The sequence below is a fragment of the Embleya sp. NPDC050493 genome, assembly GCF_044458105.1.
GTDB lineage: Bacteria > Actinomycetota > Actinomycetes > Streptomycetales > Streptomycetaceae > Embleya.
Genome location: NZ_JBITHP010000002.1, coordinates 465,640 through 485,169, shown reverse-complemented (window position 1 = coordinate 485,169; position 19,530 = coordinate 465,640). Strand labels below are relative to the sequence as shown.

General features: G+C 69.6%; 14 protein-coding genes. 4 read left to right on the top strand and 10 right to left on the bottom strand.

The features are described from left to right. Window positions 1-233: 233 nt before the first annotated feature. The 4 genes from ACIBM5_RS05420 to ACIBM5_RS05405 form a co-directional block, all read right to left on the bottom strand. Entirely contained in the window at window positions 234-1,922 is a 1,689-nt protein-coding gene (locus ACIBM5_RS05420; RefSeq protein WP_391582754.1) for a ribonuclease J, read from the bottom strand. Window positions 1,923-2,047: 125 nt separating this feature from the next. Further along, window positions 2,048-2,947, bottom strand: a complete 900-nt coding sequence (gene dapA / locus ACIBM5_RS05415; protein WP_396005506.1) for a 4-hydroxy-tetrahydrodipicolinate synthase — start codon at window positions 2,945-2,947, stop codon at window positions 2,048-2,050. 325 nt (window positions 2,948-3,272) lie between these two features. Continuing rightward, window positions 3,273-4,016 carry an FAD-dependent thymidylate synthase gene (gene thyX / locus ACIBM5_RS05410; RefSeq protein WP_391582756.1) on the bottom strand — a complete coding sequence of 248 codons (744 nt, stop codon included), beginning with the start codon at window positions 4,014-4,016 and terminating at the stop codon, window positions 3,273-3,275. Between the two features lie 49 nt (window positions 4,017-4,065). Beyond that, entirely contained in the window at window positions 4,066-4,758 is a 693-nt protein-coding gene (locus ACIBM5_RS05405; RefSeq protein ID WP_396005504.1) for a hypothetical protein, read from the bottom strand. A 213-nt stretch (window positions 4,759-4,971) separates the two neighbouring features. Here ACIBM5_RS05405 and ACIBM5_RS05400 point away from each other — a divergent pair, with 213 nt between their 5' ends. Both ACIBM5_RS05400 and ACIBM5_RS05395 read left to right on the top strand, forming a co-directional pair. Continuing rightward, a complete protein-coding gene (locus ACIBM5_RS05400) occupies window positions 4,972-5,517 on the top strand; it encodes a GNAT family N-acetyltransferase (RefSeq protein WP_396005502.1) in 546 nt (181 codons plus the stop codon). 112 nt (window positions 5,518-5,629) lie between these two features. After that, the gene (locus tag ACIBM5_RS05395; RefSeq protein WP_396005500.1) at window positions 5,630-6,304 is read left to right on the top strand and encodes a TetR/AcrR family transcriptional regulator; all 675 of its coding nucleotides are present in this window, start codon (window positions 5,630-5,632) and stop codon (window positions 6,302-6,304) included. A 1-nt stretch (window position 6,305) separates the two neighbouring features. Here the strand turns inward: ACIBM5_RS05395 and ACIBM5_RS05390 are convergent, their stop codons facing one another. From ACIBM5_RS05390 to eccD, 6 genes are all read right to left on the bottom strand, one after another. Beyond that, window positions 6,306-6,770 carry a hypothetical protein gene (locus ACIBM5_RS05390; protein WP_396005498.1) on the bottom strand — a complete coding sequence of 155 codons (465 nt, stop codon included), beginning with the start codon at window positions 6,768-6,770 and terminating at the stop codon, window positions 6,306-6,308. A gap of 5 nt (window positions 6,771-6,775) precedes the next feature. Further along, window positions 6,776-7,528, bottom strand: a complete 753-nt coding sequence (gene dapB, locus ACIBM5_RS05385; RefSeq protein WP_396005496.1) for a 4-hydroxy-tetrahydrodipicolinate reductase — start codon at window positions 7,526-7,528, stop codon at window positions 6,776-6,778. A gap of 51 nt (window positions 7,529-7,579) precedes the next feature. Beyond that, window positions 7,580-8,941 (bottom strand): M16 family metallopeptidase, encoded by a 1,362-nt coding sequence (locus tag ACIBM5_RS05380; RefSeq protein WP_396005495.1) that lies wholly within the window; start codon window positions 8,939-8,941, stop codon window positions 7,580-7,582. Then, the gene (locus ACIBM5_RS05375) at window positions 8,938-11,160 is read right to left on the bottom strand and encodes a polyribonucleotide nucleotidyltransferase (protein ID WP_391582763.1); all 2,223 of its coding nucleotides are present in this window, start codon (window positions 11,158-11,160) and stop codon (window positions 8,938-8,940) included. Before ACIBM5_RS05375 ends, ACIBM5_RS05380 begins: the two co-directional genes overlap by 4 nt. A 322-nt stretch (window positions 11,161-11,482) precedes the next feature. Continuing rightward, a complete protein-coding gene (rpsO, locus tag ACIBM5_RS05370) occupies window positions 11,483-11,770 on the bottom strand; it encodes a 30S ribosomal protein S15 (RefSeq protein WP_020553079.1) in 288 nt (95 codons plus the stop codon). Between the two features lie 144 nt (window positions 11,771-11,914). After that, a complete protein-coding gene (gene eccD / locus ACIBM5_RS05365; protein WP_391582764.1) occupies window positions 11,915-13,315 on the bottom strand; it encodes a type VII secretion integral membrane protein EccD in 1,401 nt (466 codons plus the stop codon). Window positions 13,316-13,592: 277 nt separating this feature from the next. Between eccD and eccCa the strand changes: the two genes are divergently transcribed. Continuing rightward, window positions 13,593-17,543: a type VII secretion protein EccCa gene (eccCa, locus tag ACIBM5_RS05360; RefSeq protein ID WP_396005494.1), complete on the top strand. Its 3,951-nt coding sequence runs from the start codon at window positions 13,593-13,595 to the stop codon at window positions 17,541-17,543. A 226-nt stretch (window positions 17,544-17,769) separates the two neighbouring features. Beyond that, on the top strand, window positions 17,770-18,168 hold the full coding sequence (locus ACIBM5_RS05355) for a hypothetical protein (RefSeq protein ID WP_396005493.1): 399 nt from the start codon (window positions 17,770-17,772) through the stop codon (window positions 18,166-18,168). Window positions 18,169-19,530: the final 1,362 nt, after the last annotated feature.

Genomic DNA, 19,530 nt, shown 5'->3' with positions numbered 1-19,530 from the left:
CACCCCGAGCCCAATCCACCGCGCACAATCGGTCGAGAACACACCGCCGATCCCGACCACAAACCACACCGAGGCAACCCGACGCCCGGGCAACCCGGCTCCGACACGACCCGCCATCGAAGCAAAACCACGCCGAAGGAAAACCACGCCGAGACGCACCCGCACCGGAACAAAAACACCGGGCCCGCTACGAAGAATTCGTAGCGGGCCCGGTGCGAGTCGTCGACGAGGTGTCAGACCTCCACGACCACCGGCAGAATCATCGGCCGGCGTCGATAGGTGTCGGACACCCACTTGCCCACGATCCGGCGCACCTGCTGCTGCAACTGATACGGCTCCGCCACACCGTCGGCCGCCGCCTTCTGCAGCATCTCCTCGATCTTGGGGACCACCGCGTCGAACCGGGCGTCGTCGATGCCCGATCCACGGGCCGTGATGGTCGGCCCGCCGACCACCTTGCCGGAGGACGAGTCCACGGCGAGGAACACGGACACGAAGCCCTCCTCGCCCAGGATCCGGCGGTCCTTGAGCGAGGACTCGGTCACGTCGCCCACGGACAAGCCGTCCACGTAGACGTATCCGGCCTGCACCTTTCCGGTGATCTTGGCCACCCCGTTGACCAGGTCCACGGTGAGGCCGTCCTCCGCGAGCACCACCCGGTCCTTGCGCACCCCGGTCTTGATACCCAGGTCGGCGGCGGCGCGCAGATGGCGCCATTCGCCGTGCACCGGCATCAGGTTGCGCGGCCGGGTGAGGTTGAAGAAGTACAACAGCTCACCGGCCGAGGCGTGGCCGGAGACGTGCACCTTGGCGTTGCCCTTGTGCACGACCTTGGCGCCCCAGCGGGTCAGCCCGTTGATCACCCGGTAGACCGAGGTCTCGTTGCCCGGGATCAGCGAGGACGCGAGCACCACGGTGTCGCCCTCGACGATCCGGATCTGCTGGTGCGAGCGGTTGGCCATCCGCGACAGCGCCGCCATCGGCTCGCCCTGCGAGCCGGTGCACACGAGCACGACCTCGTCCGGGGGCAGGTCGTCGAGCGTCTTGACGTCCACGACCAGCCCGGCCGGAATCTTCAGATAGCCCAGGTCCCCGGCGATCTTCATGTTGCGCACCATCGAGCGGCCGACGAAGGCGACCTTGCGCTCGTAGGCGTACGCGGTGTCCAGCACCTGCTGGATGCGGTGCACGTGGCTGGCGAAGCTGGCCACGATGATCCGCTGGTCGGCGTCCGCGAAGACCCGGTCCAGTACCCCCGCGATGTCCCGCTCGGCCGGGATGAAGCCGGGCACCTCCGCGTTCGTGGAGTCCACGAGCAGCAGGTCGATGCCCTCGGTGCCCAGCCGCGCGAACGCCGGCAGGTCGGTCAGCCGGTTGTCCAGCGGCAACTGGTCCATCTTGAAGTCGCCGGTGTGCACGACGGTGCCGGCCTCGGTGCGGATGGCCAGCGCGAGCGCGTCCGGGATCGAGTGGTTCACCGAGATGAACTCGCACTCGAACGGACCGAGCCGCTCGATGTCGCCTTCCTTGACCTCCAGCGTGTACGGCCGGATGCGGTGCTCGGTGAGCTTGGCCTCGATGAACGCGAGGGTCAGCTTCGACCCGATCAGCGGAATGTCGGCCTTCTCGCGGAGCAGATACGGAACCGCACCGATGTGGTCCTCGTGCCCGTGCGTCAGGATGATCGCCTCGATGTCGTCGAGGCGATCCCGAATCGAGCTGAAGTCCGGCAGGATGAGGTCGACTCCGGGCTGCTCCTCCTCGGGGAACAGCACCCCGCAGTCGACGATCAGCAGCCGGCCGTCGAACTCGAAGACGGTCATGTTTCGGCCGATCTCGCCGAGACCACCGAGCGGGGTGATCCGAAGGCCGCCCTTGGGCAGCACCGGCGGCGGGCCGAATTCGGGATGGGGATGGCTCAAGTTCTCTCCTCGCCACGTGCCGCCGCTCGGCCGTCCTGGACGGTCGCACGGGGACGCGCAAAAGCTCGTGTTCGGCCCGGGCGGATGCGGTACCCGCCCGGGGCACTACTTACAGATATTCCTGTTTACAGCTCTACCCCACCCGCCGACAGATCCTGCCTCAGCTGCGCGATCTGGGCCTTCGTGGCCTCGATCAGCGGCAGCCGCAGCGGCCCGGCGGGCAGGCCCTGCAATCCCAGAGCGGCCTTGGTGAGGATCACGCCCTGGGTACGAAAAATGCCGGTGTACACCGGAAGAAGACGCTGGTGGATCTCGCGTGCCTTGGCAACGTCGCCGCCCACGTAGGCGTCGATCATCGCGCGGAGCTCCGCCGACACGAGGTGCCCGACCACGCTCACCACACCGACCGCGCCGATGGACAGGAGCGGAAGGTTCAGCATGTCCTCACCGCTGTAGTACACCATGTCGGTGCGCGCCATGACCCAGCTCGCGGACGCGAGGTCGCCCTTGGCGTCCTTGTTCGCGACGATCCTGGGGTGCTCGGCGAGCCGGACCAGGGTCTCGGTCTCGACCGGCACGGCGCTGCGACCGGGGATGTCGTACAGCATCACCGGCAGCTCGGTGGCGTCGGCGACGGTGGTGAAGTGTCGGTACAGGCCCTCCTGCGGGGGCTTGCTGTAGTACGGGGTGACCACCAGCAGGCCGTGGGCGCCGGCGGCCTGTGCCTGCCGGGCCAACTCGACCGAGTGTCGGGTGTCGTTGGTGCCGACTCCGGCGACCACGAACGCGCGATCGCCCACGGCCTCCAGCACCGCCCGGACCAGTTGCTCTTTCTCCGCGTCGCTCGTGGTGGGCGACTCGCCGGTGGTGCCGTTGACGACGAGTCCGTCGTTGCCGGCGTCGACAAGATGGGAGGCCAGGCGCTGGGCGCCGGGAAGGTCGAGCGCACCGTCGGCCGTGAAGGGGGTCACCATCGCGGTGAGGACCCGGCCGAAGGGGGTCTGGGGGGTAGACGTCGGAGCCATGGCCCAAACCGTACCGGGCGCACACCTGACCTGCGGGTAGCACCCGCCCTATGAGACTTCGACCGCGCATGCGGCCGCGACTTCGCGGGAATTCCTCCGGGCCTTCGACGGCCCGGACCCGGCGGCCCGGACACCGGCCGCGGCCATCCGCCGCGCGTCGGCACGCCGCCCACAAAAGAAAGGACCAGACGCTGCCCGCTCGGGGGTTCGAGCAGCGTCTGATCTCTTTCAGTATCGACCATCGAGGGCGAAACCTTAGGGATTCGGACGAAAAACTTCCAATGTCACCCTATGTGCCGATTTGACCACTCGGACGGCTCAACATCTAAGGCGCGACTCGCCCGTTGGTGTTGAACGCCGCGTACGTGAGCGGCATCAGCTCGGCCCACGCGGCCTCCATCCGCTCCGCGACCATCTCGATCTCGCGCTGCGGGAAGGACGGGAAGGTGGCGTCCTCGCGCTTGGTGCGCAGACCGAGGAAGTGCATCAGCGAACGCGCGTTGCAGGTCGCGTACATCGACGAGTAGAGGCCCACCGGCAACGTGGTGCGGGCCACCTCGCGCGCGACGCCCGCCTCCAGCATGCGCCGGTAGCCCGCGTACGCCGCCTCGTACGACTCGCGCGTCGCGCTGTCCACCGTCTTGTACTGCTCGGGGGTGCCGTCGACGAAGACGTACGCGCCGGGCTTGCCCTGCTGGACCAGCTTGCGGTCCTCGGCGGGCACGTAGAACACCGGCTGCAGCTCGCGGTAGCGGCCGCTTTCCTCGTTGTACGACCAGCCGACGCGGTGCCGGTGGAACTCGCGGAAGACGAAGATCGGCGCGCTCACGAAGAACGTCATCGAGTTGTGCTCGAAGGGGCTGCCGTGCTTGTCCCGCATCAGGAAGTTGATCAGACCCTTGGACCGCGAGGCGTCCTTTTCGAGCTCGTCGAGGGACTTCTCCCCCGCCGTGGAGACCCGAGCCGCCCACAACACGTCCTGGTCGGCGGCGCTGTGCTTGATCAGCTCGACCGTGACGTCGCTGCGGAAGCGGATGGCGGACGGATTCTCCTGGGGTGTTTCGGTCACGCGGAGTTGCTCCTCGTCGATGAGGTCGGGGTGAGACGGGCGCTCAAGCCTAACCACGCCCGCCGACGTCGCCGGACGCCGTGGCCGAACCGCTCGCCGTCGGCGTGGAGCGCGGCACCACCACCGTGCCGGGCTGGGTCGCCGGACCCTCGGCAGGCCGCGTGACAGTGCCCGCGGGCAGCGCCACGGACGTCTCGAAGGAGGTCTTGTCCAGACGGGAAAAGTACGGGTGCACCTGGATCACCAGCTTGCCGATCAACTCGCGGGGCACCGCGAAGTTGTAGGTGAACACCGTGTCGGCGTTGCGGACCGCCTCGGCCGGGCCGCTGCGCGCCTGTCCGTTCCGCGCGGGCCCGCACGGCAGACTGTCGGGCCCGGCGTACAGCGTCACGCCGAACAGTTCGGCCGCCAGATTGGAGCCGGTGCGGTTGGTGTACCGGATCGGGACCGCGACGTCGACCGTCTCGCGCTTCTCGTTCGGCACGCTCGCCGTGCGGGTCACCGCGAGCGGGAGCGTGGACACCGTCAGCCCGTTGGAGTACGTGTGCGAGCCCTGTTTCGCCGGGACCTGGCCGGGTGGGACCGCCGCGCCGGAGGGCGGCGCGCCCGGCGCCGTACCGCCCGTCGGGTTCTTGTCCGGCAGATCCGGCGGATTGCCGGTGGCGCCCGCGGGAGCCGCCTTCGGCTTCTCGTCCTCGATCGTGGGACCGACCATGCAGCCGCTCGCGAACAGCACAACCACCGCACACACCGGGGCGATTCGTCGGATCCGGACCCCCATGACCATCCTCCGCTGCCGCGCCCACCAACCCTTGGCGGACAGCGTCGCACGCCGCGCGGGAGGTCGGCAGCGCCTGTCCCGCGTGTCGCCCACGCGTGTGCGCGTTCGGCGAGCGGCGGACACGGAAGGCCGGGGCACGCGAGAATCGGCCGAACTCGACGATGGGGGCGCCACATGACCGATCCGTACGTACGCCCGGCCCACGCCGGCGACGGTGCCGCGTTGGGCGCCGCACATGCCCGGGCCTGGCACGACGCCTACACCGGGGTGTTGCCGGCCACCGCGCTGGAGGCGGCGACGCCGCAGGCGCTGGCCGCGGAGTGGGAGGACGCGGCGATCTCGCCACCGTCGCCGCGCCACCGCCTGCTGGTGGCCTGCGCGGGCCCGACCGTGGCCGGCTTCGCGGCCCTGGTGCCCGGCGCGGACGAGGATCTCGACCCGGCCGTCACCGGCGAGTTGGCGATCCTGGTGGTCGACCCGCCACATCAGCGCGAGGGTCACGCGTCCCGGCTGTTGACGGCGGTTGTCGCGGACGCCGCGACGGACGGCGTACAAATGTTGGTGACCTGGGTTCTGGAGAGCGACAAGCCGTTGTACGACTTCCTGGTCGGCACCGGGTGGGCGCCCGACGGCGCGACGCGCGAACTGTGGGTGGACGAGGCGGGCAGGTCGGTGATCCGACAGGTGCGATTGCACACGTCGGTGGCCGCCGAGGAGTGAGCCGGGTCGGCGGGCCGACTCCCGGTGTGTCGTGAGCCGGCGGACGAACACGGTGAACACCACACCGATGTGCCATTGAACAAGGTAAGTCAGCCGTCTTAACGTAAGCGCCGTGAGCCGAACTCCGACCCGCGAGCGCCTTCTGCTCACCGCCGAGCGGCTCTTCGCCGTGCACGGAATCGACGCGGTCTCGCTGCGACAGATCAGTGTCGCGGCGAGTCAGCGCAACAATTCGGCCGCGCAATACCATTTCGGCAACAAAGAGGAGTTGATCCGGGCGATCTTCGGATTCCGACTCGTGACGATCAACTCGCGCCGCGAGATCCTGGTCCGCGAGTCGGTGAGCACCGGAGCGGACCGGGAGCCCCGGGCACTGGCCGAGGCCATGGTGCGACCGCTGGCCGAACAGATCGACGTCGGCGGCAGTTTCTATCTGCGCTTTCTGGCCCGAGTGCACCAGCACATGGGCGCGAGCACGTACGCGCTGCCGGCCATGGGCCTGGAGGGCAGCTCGCCGGAGTTCGGCCGGTTGATCGACCGCGCGCTGGGCCATCTGCCGACCCCCGTACGGCGCAACCGGCTGCGGCTGGGCGGGAGCCTGGCGGTGCACGCCACGGCCGACCGCGAACAGCGGGTGTACGAGGGACAGGCGCACGACGTACTGCCACCGGCGGCCTTCGTGGCGGACCTCGTGGACGCCGTCGTCGGCATCCTGGCCGCGCCGGTGTCGGCCCAGGTGCTGGCCGCGTTGGAGCCGCCGACGGGCACGCCGGCCCGGGCCGGTTAGGTCAGGTCCCGGCCGGGGTCGCGGACGCCCTGCGCGCGTGCAGGCGGATCGCGGTGAGCATGGCCCGGCGCCCGCGCGCGTTGTCCCGCGCGTCGCCGTACGCGACGGCCAGCCGGTACCAGGCCCGCCAGTCGTCGGGGTCCGCCTCGACCTCCGCCTTGCGGCGTTCGAACACGGCGTCCGCGCTGTCCCGGTCGACCCGGCCGCCCGGCGTGCGGTCCAACTCGTCCGCCGGCAGGCCGCCCTCGGCCTCCAGTTCGCGGGCCAGACGCTGCATCGCGAAGCCGAAGCGCACCTCGCGCCAGATGTACCAGGCGCCGACGACCGGCACGAGCAGGATCCCCAGACCCAGCACGATGGTGACCGGCTCCCCGTCGCGAATCGCGATCAGGCCGCGACTCCCGACGAGGAACACGTAGAACACGAGAACCGCGATCAGCACGAGCGCGGTGACACGTTGTCTCACGATGCTCAGTCCAGATCGAGGAAGTGTTCCAGGCCCACGGTCAGGCCGGGCGCGGAGCCCACACGACGCACCCCGAGCAGCACGCCCGGCATGAACGACGTGCGCTGGAAGGAGTCGTGCCGGATGGTCAACATCTCGCCCTCGTCGCCGAGCAGGACCTCCTGGTGGGCGACCAGACCGCGCAGCCGCACCGCGTGCACCGGGACGCCGTCGACCCTGCCGCCGCGGGCGCCGTCCGGGTCGTCCACCGTCGCGTCCGGCATGTCCGCCAGGCCTGCCCGCTCGCGTGCCTCGGCGACCAGCTCGGCGGTCCGGCGGGCGGTGCCGCTGGGCGCGTCCAGCTTGTTCGGGTGGTGCAGTTCGACGATCTCGACCGACTCGTAGAACCGGGCCGCCTTGGCCGCGAACTGCATCATCAGCACCGCGCCGATGCCGAAGTTGGGCGCGATCAGGATGCCGGTTTCCGGGCTCTTCGCCAGCCACTCGCGCAGCCGGGCCAGGCGCTCGGGAGTGAACCCGCTGGTGCCCACGACCGCGTGGATGCCGGCGCCGACGCAATATTCGAGGTTGCCCATGACCACACCCGGGTGGGTGAAGTCGACGGCGACCTGCGCGCCCGCCTTCGCGAGCTCCGCGAGGTCGTCGCCTTCGTCGACTCGCGCCACCAGTTCGAGGTCGGCAGCGCCCTCGACCGCCCGGCACGCCTCGGAACCCATGCGGCCGGCCGCACCGATCACACCCACCCGGATTGCAGTCATGATGTCGTGCACTCTCCAGTCAGAACGGTTTCGACTTCGATCGCACCGCGATCAGGCCGACGCGGCGACGAAGTCCGCGTCGTCGGCGAACGGTCCGACCACGGCCAGGGTGGGCCGCGCGGCGAACAGGTGCTTCGCCACGTCGTGGATCTCCGCGGCGGTGACCGCGGCGATCCGGGCGAGTACCTCGTCGACGGACAGGTGTTCGCCGTAGACGAGTTCGCTCTTGCCGATCCGGCTCATCCGGGACCCGGTGTCCTCCAGCCCCAGCACGGTCGAGCCGCGCAGTTGGCCGATGGCCCGATCGATCTCGTCCTGCGGCAGGCCCTCGCGGACCACCCGGTCCAGCTCGGTCCGGCAGATCTCGATCACCTGGCGGGCCTTCTTGGGCTGGCAGCCGGCATAGATGCCGAACACGCCCAGGTCGGCGTAGCCGGAGTGGAAGGAGTAGACCGAGTAGGCCAGGCCGCGCTTCTCCCGGATCTCCTGGAACAGCCGCGAACTCATCCCGCCACCGAGCGCGGTGTTGAGCACGCTGAGCGCGAATCGCCGGTCGTCGTCCCGGGCCAACCCCGGCATGCCCAGCACCAGATGGGCCTGCTCGGTCGGTCGGTTCAACAGCTGTACGCTGCCGGCCGCACGCACCCCGCGGCCGCCGGCACGCGGCGCGGCGGGCACCGCCGCCTCGTCGACGCGCACGTGCGCGAACGCCTTCTTGACCAGGCGGACCACCTTGGCGTGGTCGATGTTGCCCGCCGCGGTCACCACCATGTTCGGTGCCTTGTAGCGACGCTTGTAGTAGCCGCTGATCTGGGTCCGGGTGAGCGCGTTGATCGACTCGACCGTGCCCAGCACCGGGCGACCCAGCGGCGCGTCGCCGAGCATCGCGTCGTAGAAGAGCTCGTGCACGAGGTCGCCGGGCTCGTCCTCGTTCATCGCGATCTCCTCGAGGATCACGCCGCGTTCGGCGTCCACGTCCTCGGCGTCGATCAGCGAGCCGGTGACCATGTCGCAGATCACGTCGATCGCGAGCGGGAGATCGGTGTCGAGCACGCGTGCGTAGTAGCACGTGTACTCCTTGGTGGTGAACGCGTTCATCTCACCGCCGACCGCGTCCAGCTCGGCCGAGATCTCCAGCGCATCGCGCTTCTCGGTGCCCTTGAACAGCAGGTGTTCGAGGTAGTGCGAGGTGCCGGCCAGGGCGGGGGTCTCGTCCCGCGAGCCGACCCCGACCCAGATGCCGAACGTGGCGGAGCGCACGGACGGCATGTTCTCGGTGATCACCCGGAGGCCGCCGGGCAGGACGGTGCGGCGGACGGCACCGATGCCGTCCGCGTCACGCAGCAGGGTCTTCGTGGAACCAGGCCGCTGCGCGGACGCAGCGACCTGGTTCTTCGACGAGGAGGACGTCACTTGGCGGCAGCATCCTCGGAGGCCTCGGCATTGTCTTCGCCCTCGATGACCGGGACGAGCGACAGCTTGCCGCGCTGGTCGATCTCGGCGATCTCGACCTGCACCTTGTCGCCGACCTTGATCACGTCGTCGACGTTCTCGACCCGCTTGCCGCCGGCGATCTTGCGCAGCTGCGAGATGTGCAGCAGGCCGTCCTTGCCGGGCATCAGCGACACGAACGCGCCGAACGTGGTGGTCTTGACAACCGTACCCAGGTACCGCTCGCCGACCTCGGGCATCGTCGGGTTGGCGATCGCGTTGATCGTCGCCCGCGCGGCCTCGGCCGAGGTGCCGTCCGAGGCACCGATGTAGATCGTGCCATCGTCCTCGATGGTGATCTCGGCACCGGTGTCGTCCTGGATCTGGTTGATCATCTTGCCCTTCGGGCCGATGACCTCGCCGATCTTGTCCACCGGGATCTTGACGGTGATGATGCGCGGCGCGAACTGCGACATCTCGTCCGGCGTGTCGATGGCTTCCATCATCACGTCGAGGATGTGCAGGCGGGCGTCCTTGGCCTGCTTGAGCGCCCCGGCGAGCACCGACGCCGGGATGCCGTCGAGCTTGGTGTCGAGCTGGAGCGCGGTGACGAACTCCTTGGTGCCGGCGACCTTGAAGTCCATGTCGCCGTACGCGTCCTCGGCTCCGAGGATGTCGGTCAGGCACACGTACTCGGTCTTGCCGTCGACCTCGTCCGAGATCAGGCCCATCGCGATGCCCGCGACCGGCGCCCGGAGCGGCACACCGGCGTTGAGCAGCGACATCGTGGACGCGCAGACCGAGCCCATCGAGGTCGAGCCGTTGGAGCCGAGCGCCTCGGACACCTGACGGATCGCGTACGGGAAGTCCTCGCGGGCCGGCAGGACCGGGAGGATGGCGCGCTCGGCGAGCGCGCCGTGGCCGATCTCGCGGCGCTTGGGCGAGCCCACCCGGCCGGTCTCGCCGACCGAGTACGGCGGGAAGTTGTAGTTGTGCATGTAGCGCTTGCGCGTCTCGGGCGAGAGCGTGTCGAGCATCTGCTCCATGCGCAGCATGTTCAGCGTGGTGACGCCCAGGATCTGGGTCTCGCCGCGCTCGAACAGGGCCGAGCCGTGCACGCGCGGGATGACCTCGACCTCGGCCGACAGGGTGCGGATGTCGGTCAGGCCGCGACCGTCGATGCGCACCTTGTCGCGCAGCACGCGCTGACGCACGAGCTTCTTGGTGAGCGCGCGGAACGCGCCGCCGATCTCCTTCTCGCGACCCTCGAACGCCGGGAGCAGCTTCTCCGCGGCGAGGTCCTTGACCCGGTCGAGCTCGCTCTCGCGGGCCTGCTTGCCGGCGATGGTCAGCGCGGCCGACAGCTCGTCGGTCACCGCGGCGGCCAGCGCCTCGAAGACATCGTCCTGGTAGTCCAGGTAGACCGGGAACTCGCCGGTCTCCTTGGCGGCCTTCTCGGCGACCTGGACCTGCGCGGCGCACAGCGCCTTGATGAACTTCTTGGACGCCTCGAGGCCGTCCGCGACGACCTCCTCGGTCGGCGCGTCCGCGCCGCCCTTGACCAGCTCGATCGTGCCGGTCGTGGCCTCGGCCTCGACCATCATGATCGCCACGTCGCCGTCCTCGAGCACGCGGCCCGCGACGACCATGTCGAACACGGCGCGCTCGAGCTCGGTGTGCGTGGGGAAGCCGACCCAGGTGCCGTCGATGAGCGCCACCCGGACGCCACCGATCGGGCCGGAGAACGGCAGACCCGCGAGCTGGGTGGACATCGAGGCCGCGTTGATCGCGACGACGTCGTACAGGTGGTCCGGGTTGAGCGCCATGATCGTCTCGACGATCTGGATCTCGTTGCGCAGGCCCTTCTTGAAGGACGGGCGCAGCGGACGGTCGATCAGCCGGCAGGTGAGGACGGCGTCCTCGGACGGGCGGCCCTCACGACGGAAGAACGAGCCGGGGATCTTGCCCGCGGCGTACATGCGCTCCTCGACGTCCACCGTCAGGGGGAAGAAGTCGAGCTGGTCCTTCGGGCGCTTCGAGGCGGTCGTGGCCGAGAGCACCATGGTGTCGTCGTCCAGGTAGACCACGGCGGAGCCGGCGGCCTGCCGGGCCAGCCGGCCGGTCTCGAAGCGGATGGTGCGGTTGCCGAACGTGCCGTTCTCGATGACTGCTTCGGCGAAGCTGATGTCGGGACCCTCCACGGGTGCCCTCCTCGTTCGTTTCGAGGGAGGTCCGCGGCGCATGACGCCTGAGGGCCGACCGAGCCGGTCTTCGATCGAAGCACCCGGGTGCGTTACCCGGGGGCCACTACCGAGGACCGGCGCTGTAGGTCGGCGCCTTGGTCGCGACGCGGCGCTCCCAGTCTTTGTTCGTCTCGCCCGGGCCGAATACGCACGGACGATTTCGTATTTGTCTTGTTCTATCTCAGCGCGGCATACCCGCGCGCGGAACACAGCCTACAAAGACCGCGTCCGGATACGGCGAAGGAGCGGCTCGCGAAAGCCGCTCCCCCGTCGTGCGCTACTAGCGGATGCCGACGCCGCTGCGGCGGATGCTCAGGCGGTCCGTCAGCGTGCGGTAGCGCTCGATGTCCTTCTTGGCCAGGTAGCCGAGCAGGCGACGACGCTGGCCGACCAGGAGCAGCAGGCCCCGGCGGCTGTGGTGGTCGTGCTTGTGCTCCTTGAGGTGGGCGGTGAGCTCGTTGATGCGGTAGCTCAGGATCGCGACCTGCACCTCGGGGGAGCCGGTGTCGCCTTCCTTGGTGGCGTAGTCGGCCATGATCTGCTTCTTCGTTGCGGTGTCGAGCGACACGTGTTCTCCCTCTGCAAGGTGGTGAGCGCCCCCGGTCTGACTCACGGAGGCGACTGGGCTCACATGGTGCGGGCGCGCGGCCCGTGGGCAGCGCGCATCCCGGGCACGCGGCTCCGGGATACGGACAACCCTAGCAGGAGCGCATCAGGCTGTGATGTTCCGCAGCTTGTCGTACAGATCCAGCACCGCCACGCACAGCGGAACGACGGACACCATCAGCATGCCTTCGAGCACGTCCATCGCCCGCCCCCAGAACGGGGACAGTCCGCGCGTGGGCACGGTGGTCGCGACGATCGCGAGCAGCGCGCCGACCGCGCAGATCAGGGCGAAGATCCAGCCCTGGCGCTCCTTGTCCGGGAATCCGGTGTCCAGGGTCAGGCCGACGAAGAGCATCGCGAGGCCGAGCAGGCCGGCCGTGTACAGCACGGTGACCTGCGTGGTGTGCCGGAACAGGCGGGCGCGACCGAGGGTGACCAGCGCCAGTACGGCGGTCAGGACCCGGGTCCACATGGTGTCGACGTTGCCCAGCACGACGCACGAGGCGACGATCACCGCGGCACATGCGCCGGTGAGGCCGCTGAGCAGCTCGTGCCCGTTGCGGGCGCGCGCGGCGACGTCGGCGTGGTCGAGGGTGTCGCTCTGCCGGGCGGTGGGTGCGTCCGAGGGCAGGAAGCCGATCGGCAGGCGGGCGAGGCGGGCCGCCCAGGAGGGCAGGAAGGCGATCATCGCGAGCGCGACGGTGCCGGCGACGGCCGCCGCCTCGCGCGGGGCGCTCTCGAAGGTGATCATGCCGAAGGTGGCCAGCGTGCCCAGCGCGCCGGCGCCCGCGCCCGCGATATAGACGGCGCCGCGTTCCGGCAGCAGCGCGGCGATCAGCGTGGAGACCACCAGGACCGCGACGCAGGCGGACAGGAACTGGACCCGGCCGGGGCCCTCGCGCGCCGGCGGCTCGATCGCGCCCAGGCCGGCCAGGAACGCGTTCGGCAGTGCGCCGAGGCCGAGCACGGCGCCGCCGACGTGGTCCCCGTACACCCGCGAGCGCACGCCGGCGACCACGGTGAGCACCAGGGCCAGCGAGCCGCCGACGATGGCGGGCAGGCCGTGCGGCAGGGGGGTCATCCGCCAGAGCACGATGGCGCCGAGGGTGAAGAAGGCGGCCGCACCGGACAGGCCGGCGACCCGCAACATCTCCGGCGTCCACAGCCGGTTGTCGCCGGCGACCGAGGTGGCCACCGAGTCGGCCACGTCGTCGTAGACCGGCGGCGGCGGCGCGTCCGCGAGTGCGGTGAAGCGCAGCAGTTCGCCGTCGCGCACGTTCTGCCCGGCCAGGGTGAGCGCGCTGTCCAGGGGCTCGCCGTCGAGGCGGGTGAGCTGGAAGCCGGTCACCGAGCCGTTGCGCTGGGTCTGCCCGGACAGCCGGAGTATCTCCGGGTACAGCTCCGCGAGCGGGACCTCTTCCGGCAGCGCGAGATCGACGCGGCAATCCGGCGCGATGACGGTGATCCGGGCGAACCCGGTGGTGACCGTCGTGGTCGTGGAGTTCACCTGTGCAGATCCCCCTGCTTGTCGCTGCCCCGTGTCCCGCGGCCCCGAGGGGCCGGGATGACGACGCACTCTATACGCCGCGTCACGACTCGCCACTGGCGCCGAGGGGGTCGGCCAGTAGTATGCGGCGCACACACGAACGGCTCAACCGGCTCACGTGTGCATGGAGACGACCCTGACGGGGTGGGTTGACTCACATCACCTGCTCCTTTTCCGTGCTCTGCGGCGGGCTCGATCCGTGTCCAAGGATCCTCGCGACGGATGAGGCTGATTCACCTTGACCGTGGTCATCGTCAAGCGCCCGCCCAGGGTGTTGCCCTCTCCTGTGCCGGCGGAGGAGATCCAGCTCCAGGCACCGCCCGAACTGGAGCGCCCCACAGACCAGAACTGGATCATGAGCGTGCTCCCGATGATGGGCATGCTCGGCTCGGCCGGCTTCTTCTTCATGCCCGGTGCGCCGAAGATGATGATGGTCATGGGCGGCATGATGATGATCTCGTCGCTGGTCATGGTGGTCGCGAACATCATCAAGTCGCGCGGTGGCAACCGGGTCCAGATGCTCGACGCCCGACGCGACTACCTCAAGTACCTCGCCCAGCAGCGCAAGGAGGTCCGCCGGACCGCCCGCAGGCAGCGCGACGCGCAGTTGTGGACGCACCCGGACCCCGCGCAGCTGTGGTCGGTGGCGGCGGGCGAACGACGGATCTGGGAACGCCGGGCCGGTGACGCCGACTTCGGACAGGTCCGGGTCGGCGTGGGCCAGCAGCAGTTGTCCACCCCGCTGGTGGCGCCCAGCACCGCGCCGCTGGACGAGTTGGAGCCGCTGTGTGCGGACGCGATGCGGCGCTTCCTGCGCACCCAGGCGACGCTGGACGACCTGCCGATGGCGGTGTCGCTGCGCTCCTTCTATCACCTGACCGTCTCCGGCGAGCCGGAGCGGGTGTACGGGCTGACCCGGGCGATGCTGGGCCAACTCGCGGTGCTGCACTCGCCGGACGACGTGCGCATCGTGGTGGCCACGGACGCGAACTTGCTGCCGCGTTGGGACTGGCTGAAGTGGCTGCCGCACGTGCAGCACCCGTCCCAGTCGGACGGCGCGGGTTCGGTCCGGATGATCGCGGGCGACCTCGGCGAGATCGAGGAGTGGCTGGCCGAGGACCTGGCCGGGCGCTCGCGCTTCGCGGCCGGTGCGCAGCCCGTGCTGGACCAGCCGCACCTGGTGGTGGTCCTGGACGGCGGCGGGGTGCCGGCCAACTCGCTGCTCGCGGGGGCGGACGGCCTGCAGGGGGTGACCATCGTCGAGGTGGTGCCCGGTCCGCTGGACGAACTGCGCGGCGGCCTGGCGATCATCGCCGAGGAGGACCGGCTGACGCTGGAGTCGACGGCGGGCGCGTACGAGGGCCTGCCCGACTTCCTGTCGGCGGGCGACGCGGAGGCGCTCGCCCGGAAGTTGGCCCCGCTGCGGTTGTCGGCGAACGACGACGACGAGCCGCTGCTGGCCAACCTGGACTTCACCGACCTGATGGGTATCGGTGACGCCGCGCAGGTGGACGTGTCGCAGACCTGGCGGCCCCGGCCGCCGAACGACCGGCTGCGGGTGCCGATCGGGATCGGCCAGAACGGCGAGCCGATCATGCTGGACATCAAGGAAGCGGCGATGGAGGGCATGGGCCCGCACGGCCTGTGTGTCGGCGCCACCGGTTCCGGCAAGTCCGAGCTGCTGCGCACGCTGGTGCTGGGCCTGGCCACCACGCACAGTTCGGAGATCCTCAACTTCGTGCTCGCCGACTTCAAGGGCGGCGCGACCTTCTCCGGGATGTCGGACATGCCGCACGTCGCGGCGGTGATCACCAACCTGTCCGACGACCTGACCCTGGTCGACCGCATGCGCGACTCGATCACCGGCGAGCTGAACCGGCGGCAGGAGCTGCTGCGTTCGGCGGGCAACTACGCCAACATGCACGACTACGAGCGGGCCCGGGTCGCGGGCGCCGCGCTCGAACCGCTGCCCTCGCTGGTCATCATCATCGACGAGTTCAGCGAACTGCTCACCGCCAAGCCGGACTTCATCGACATGTTCATCCAGATCGGCCGCATCGGCCGATCGTTGGGCGTGCACCTGCTGCTCGCTTCGCAGCGCCTGGAGGAGGGCCGACTGCGCGGTCTGGACACGTACTTGTCCTACCGGATCGGCCTGCGTACGTTCTCCGCCGCCGAGTCGCGCGCGGCGATCGGCGTGCCGGACGCGTACCACCTGCCATCGGTCCCCGGCGCGGGTTACCTCAAGTTCGACACCGAGTCGATGGTGCAGTTCAAGGCCGCATACGTGTCCGGCACCTACCGGGCCTCCGACCGGGTTCGCCGCAACCGGTCGGGCGCGCCCATGCCGGTGCTGTTCGACAGCCGGTGGACGGCCGCGAACATGTGGAACCGGCAGCCGGACCTGCCGCCGGAGCCCGAGCCGGAACCGGACATCGACAGCGCGCTCGCGGACACCGTGCTGGATGTGATCGTGCGCCGGATGGTCAACCAGGGTCCGCCGGCGCACCAGGTGTGGCTGCCGCCGCTGGCCGAGTCGAACTCGGTCGACCAGATGTTGCCACCGCTTCGGGTCACCACGGATCGCGGGTTGTGCTCGCCCGAGTGGGGCGCGAACGGCCGACTGGTGGTGCCGCTGGGCCTGGTGGACAAGCCGTTCGAGCAGCGCCGCGACGTGATGTACGCGGACCTGTCCGGCGCGGCCGGCCACGCGCTCGTCGTGGGTGGCCCGCGCAGTGGCAAGAGCACGCTGCTGCGCACCATGATCACATCCTTCGCGCTGACCCACACTCCGGCCGAAGTCCATTTCTACGTCCTGGACTTCGGCGGCGGTGGCATGGTCGCGCTGAGCGATCTGCCGCACGTGGGCGGGGTGGCGGGCCGGCTCGACGCCGAGCGGGTGCGCCGGATCGTCAGCGAGGTCAAGGGCATCCTGGACCGACGCGAGGAGATGTTCCGGGTCAACAACATCGACTCGATCGACACGTTCCGCCGGCGCCGCGCCGCCGGGACGTTGCCGGACGAGGCGTGGGGCGACGTCTTCCTGTTCGTCGACGGGTGGTTGACCCTCAAGAACGACTTCGACGCGCTGGAGGCCGAGGTCACCGACATCGCCACGCGCGGCCTGGGCTTCGGCGTGCACGTGGTGCTCACCGCGTCCCGACACCCGGAGATCCGGCCCGCGCTCAAGGACCAGATCCAGACCCGGCTGGAGCTGCGGCTCGGCGAGACGATGGAGTCCGAGGTGGACCGGCGGCTCGCGGCGAACGTGCCCACGGGTGCGCCGGGTCGCGGACTGTCCCCGGACAAGCTGCACTTCCTGGCCGCGCTGCCGCGGATCGACGGGTCGTCCGCGGCGGAGGACCTGGGCGAGGGCATGGCGGCCATGGTCGGCGCGATCAAGGCCGCGTGGGCGGGGCCGCCCGCTCCGCCGGTGCGGGTGCTGCCGATGCTGCTGCCCTACGAGCAGTTGCCGACGCCCGAACAGGTGCCCGGTCGGGCGATCCCGATCGGCGTGGACGAGGCGACGCTCAGTCCGGTGTACCTGGACTTCAACGTCGACACGAACTTCGTGCTGTTCGGCGAGAGCGAGTCCGGCAAGACCAACTTCCTGCGCATGCTGGCGCGCGGCATCTCCGAGCGGTACACGCCGGCCGAGGCCCGGATCATCGTGTCCGACTACCGGCGCACGCTCCTGGACGTGGTCCCGGAGTCGCACCTGCTGGAGTACGCGGCGGCGGCGCCGGCCCTGACCTCGTTCATGAACGAGATCCGAGGCGGCATCGAACGCCGCCTGCCCGGGCCGGAGGTGACCCAGGATCAGCTGCGCAACCGGAGCTGGTGGAGCGGCCCCGAGCTGTTCCTGCTGATCGACGACTACGACCTGGTGGCATCGTCGAGCGGCAACCCGGTCGGCACCATCGCCGAGTTCCTGCCGCTGGCCCGCGACGTCGGCCTGCACCTGATCCTCGCCCGCAGCAGCGGCGGCGCGGGCCGCGCACTGTACGAGCCGGTCCTGCAAAAGCTCCTCGACCTGGGCACGTCCGGCCTGATCCTGTCCGGCAACCGCGACGAGGGCGCCCTGATGGCCAACGTCAAACCGGCCCAACTCCCCCCGGGCCGAGGCCAGTTCATCACCCGCCGACGCGGCGTCGAACTGATCCAGACGGCCTGGCTCGCCGAAAATTGAGGCCGCCCACAGCCGAAGCGGGGCTCGACCGACTCCGGTCGAGCCCCGCTTTGCGTCGATTCCGCCGACCCGACCATCCGAATAGTTATAACGGAACGTCAGCCTCCTCTTGCGATCCGCTGATGATTCATGGATCAATGGTCAACGCTGCGACACGTAGGCGTGTCCGAGGTCCGCCGGGGAGGGTCGCGGCCGAAGGTCATCAAGCGCGGGGGAAGCGTTGGCTATGGCGGGATCCGGTTTCCAGATCAGCCTGGAGATGCTCGAAAAGTTTCAAAGCGCGCTGGAGGGCGTCCTGACCGATCTGGTCGGCCCGGACGCGGGGGCCAATCCGGGGGAGCACGGGATCGGCGCAACCGACTTCGGGGTGTCGTTCGCCGAGGCGCCGATGATGGGTGGGGTCATCACGGAGACGGCCTCGCAACTGCGGTCGTTGATCGACAAGTTGCAGGACCAGATCACGGCGATGAAGTTGGCGATCAAGGTCACGGGCGTGAACACGGCCGACGTGGACGACGACACGCGACAGTCGCTGAATCAGGTAATGCAGCGGATCACCACCGGCGGACAGGCGCCCGTGGTGACGGGGTCGACGCCGGGGAACCACAAGGTGGGCTTGGAATGACGCGACCATGCGTACTCGGGGCCGTGGGGGGAATCTGATGGTGCATTCCGAAGGCGCGCCGACCGACGGGCCGGGCGGCGGGGAAACCGACTTCGACGGCTTTTCCTTGGAGCAGTTGCAGGCGATGATCGCGCAGGCGAACCCTTCGGCGCTGGCCGGATACGCGGAGAAGCTGCACGGCACGGCGCGGCGAATCCAGTCCGCAACGGAGGGCCTCACCAAGTGCATCCAGGCCCTGGACGGCGTCTGGGAAGGCCCCAGCGCGGACAGCTTCCGCACCTGGGCCGGCGGCCTCACCGCTGCCGCAACTGGGCTCGGTGACTACGTCGCGGCGGCCGGCACCCACGTCAATCACGTGGGCCAACAGATCTTCGTGGCCAAGGCCCGGATGCCCCCTCGCATGGACCCGATAATCCTGGCCAAGGCAAACCAGGGCCCGGTCTCCGTGGTGTCCCAAGCCGTAACGACCCAGGCCACCGGCGGCACACCTCCAGGCGGCGTGGACCCGATCAAGGCCCAACAGGAAGCCAAGGCCCAGGTCGACGCCGCCCACCGCGAGGCGGTGGCGCAGATGCGGATGCTTGCTTCGACGTATCGGGTGACGGCGCAGGACTTGAAGGCGTTGCCGGCGCCGGCGTTTCCGGATCCGCCGGGTGACTTCCAACATGCCGTCAGGTCCCTTGGCGGTCCAACCAACAGCTCCGATGGCCAGGGTGGAGGTGGACGAGGCACATCACAGTCACGTTCAGGAGCAGGCCATCCAAGTTCGGGGGTCTACTCTGCCCCACAAGGCTCCGCGCCTAACGGCGGAGGGCTTGGCGGCGGAAACACGACGAAGGTCAACACCGCCCACGTACCGCAATCGAACTACGTGCCGCAGTCGACCAACCTGCAAGGCAGCGGTTCACTCACGGCCCCCGATCCCACAGCAAATACTCCCTGGATTCCGCAAGTCTCCGGCGGCGGCCCAGGATCAGTGACCGTACCCAACGCCAGTGGCCCGGGAGGAGTGCCTCCGGGTGGCCTACACCCGTTTTCGGGGACCTACCCTGCCGCATCTACCGGTGGCAGTTCCGGTCCGCGAGGTGGAAGCGGGAGTACCAGCGGCACGCCTCCCCGCGGCGGCGTGCCCGGATTCGTGCCAGGTGGCGGCGGGGTCCCGCCCGGCTCCTCGCCACGTACCGGCGGCCCTCCGGGAGCTGGTGGTGGACGGGGATCGTTCACGACCCATCCGGAAGCACGCAACCCGAACTCAGTCGGGGCCACTGGTCCGTCCGGCACCAACGCCTCCGGACGCCCCGGCGGGATACCGGGATCACCGGGTGCTGCCGGAGTCGCCGGAGGCCCGTCCTCGACTGGTGG

Coding starts and splice junctions, on each gene's coding strand:
- ACIBM5_RS05355 (WP_396005493.1), top strand. CDS start 17,770: ATGGCGGGATCCGGTTTCCAGATCAGCCTGGAGATGCTCGAAAAGTTT.
- dapA (WP_396005506.1), bottom strand. CDS start 2,947: ATGGCTCCGACGTCTACCCCCCAGACCCCCTTCGGCCGGGTCCTCACC.
- ACIBM5_RS05400 (WP_396005502.1), top strand. CDS start 4,972: ATGACCGATCCGTACGTACGCCCGGCCCACGCCGGCGACGGTGCCGCG.
- dapB (WP_396005496.1), bottom strand. CDS start 7,528: ATGACTGCAATCCGGGTGGGTGTGATCGGTGCGGCCGGCCGCATGGGT.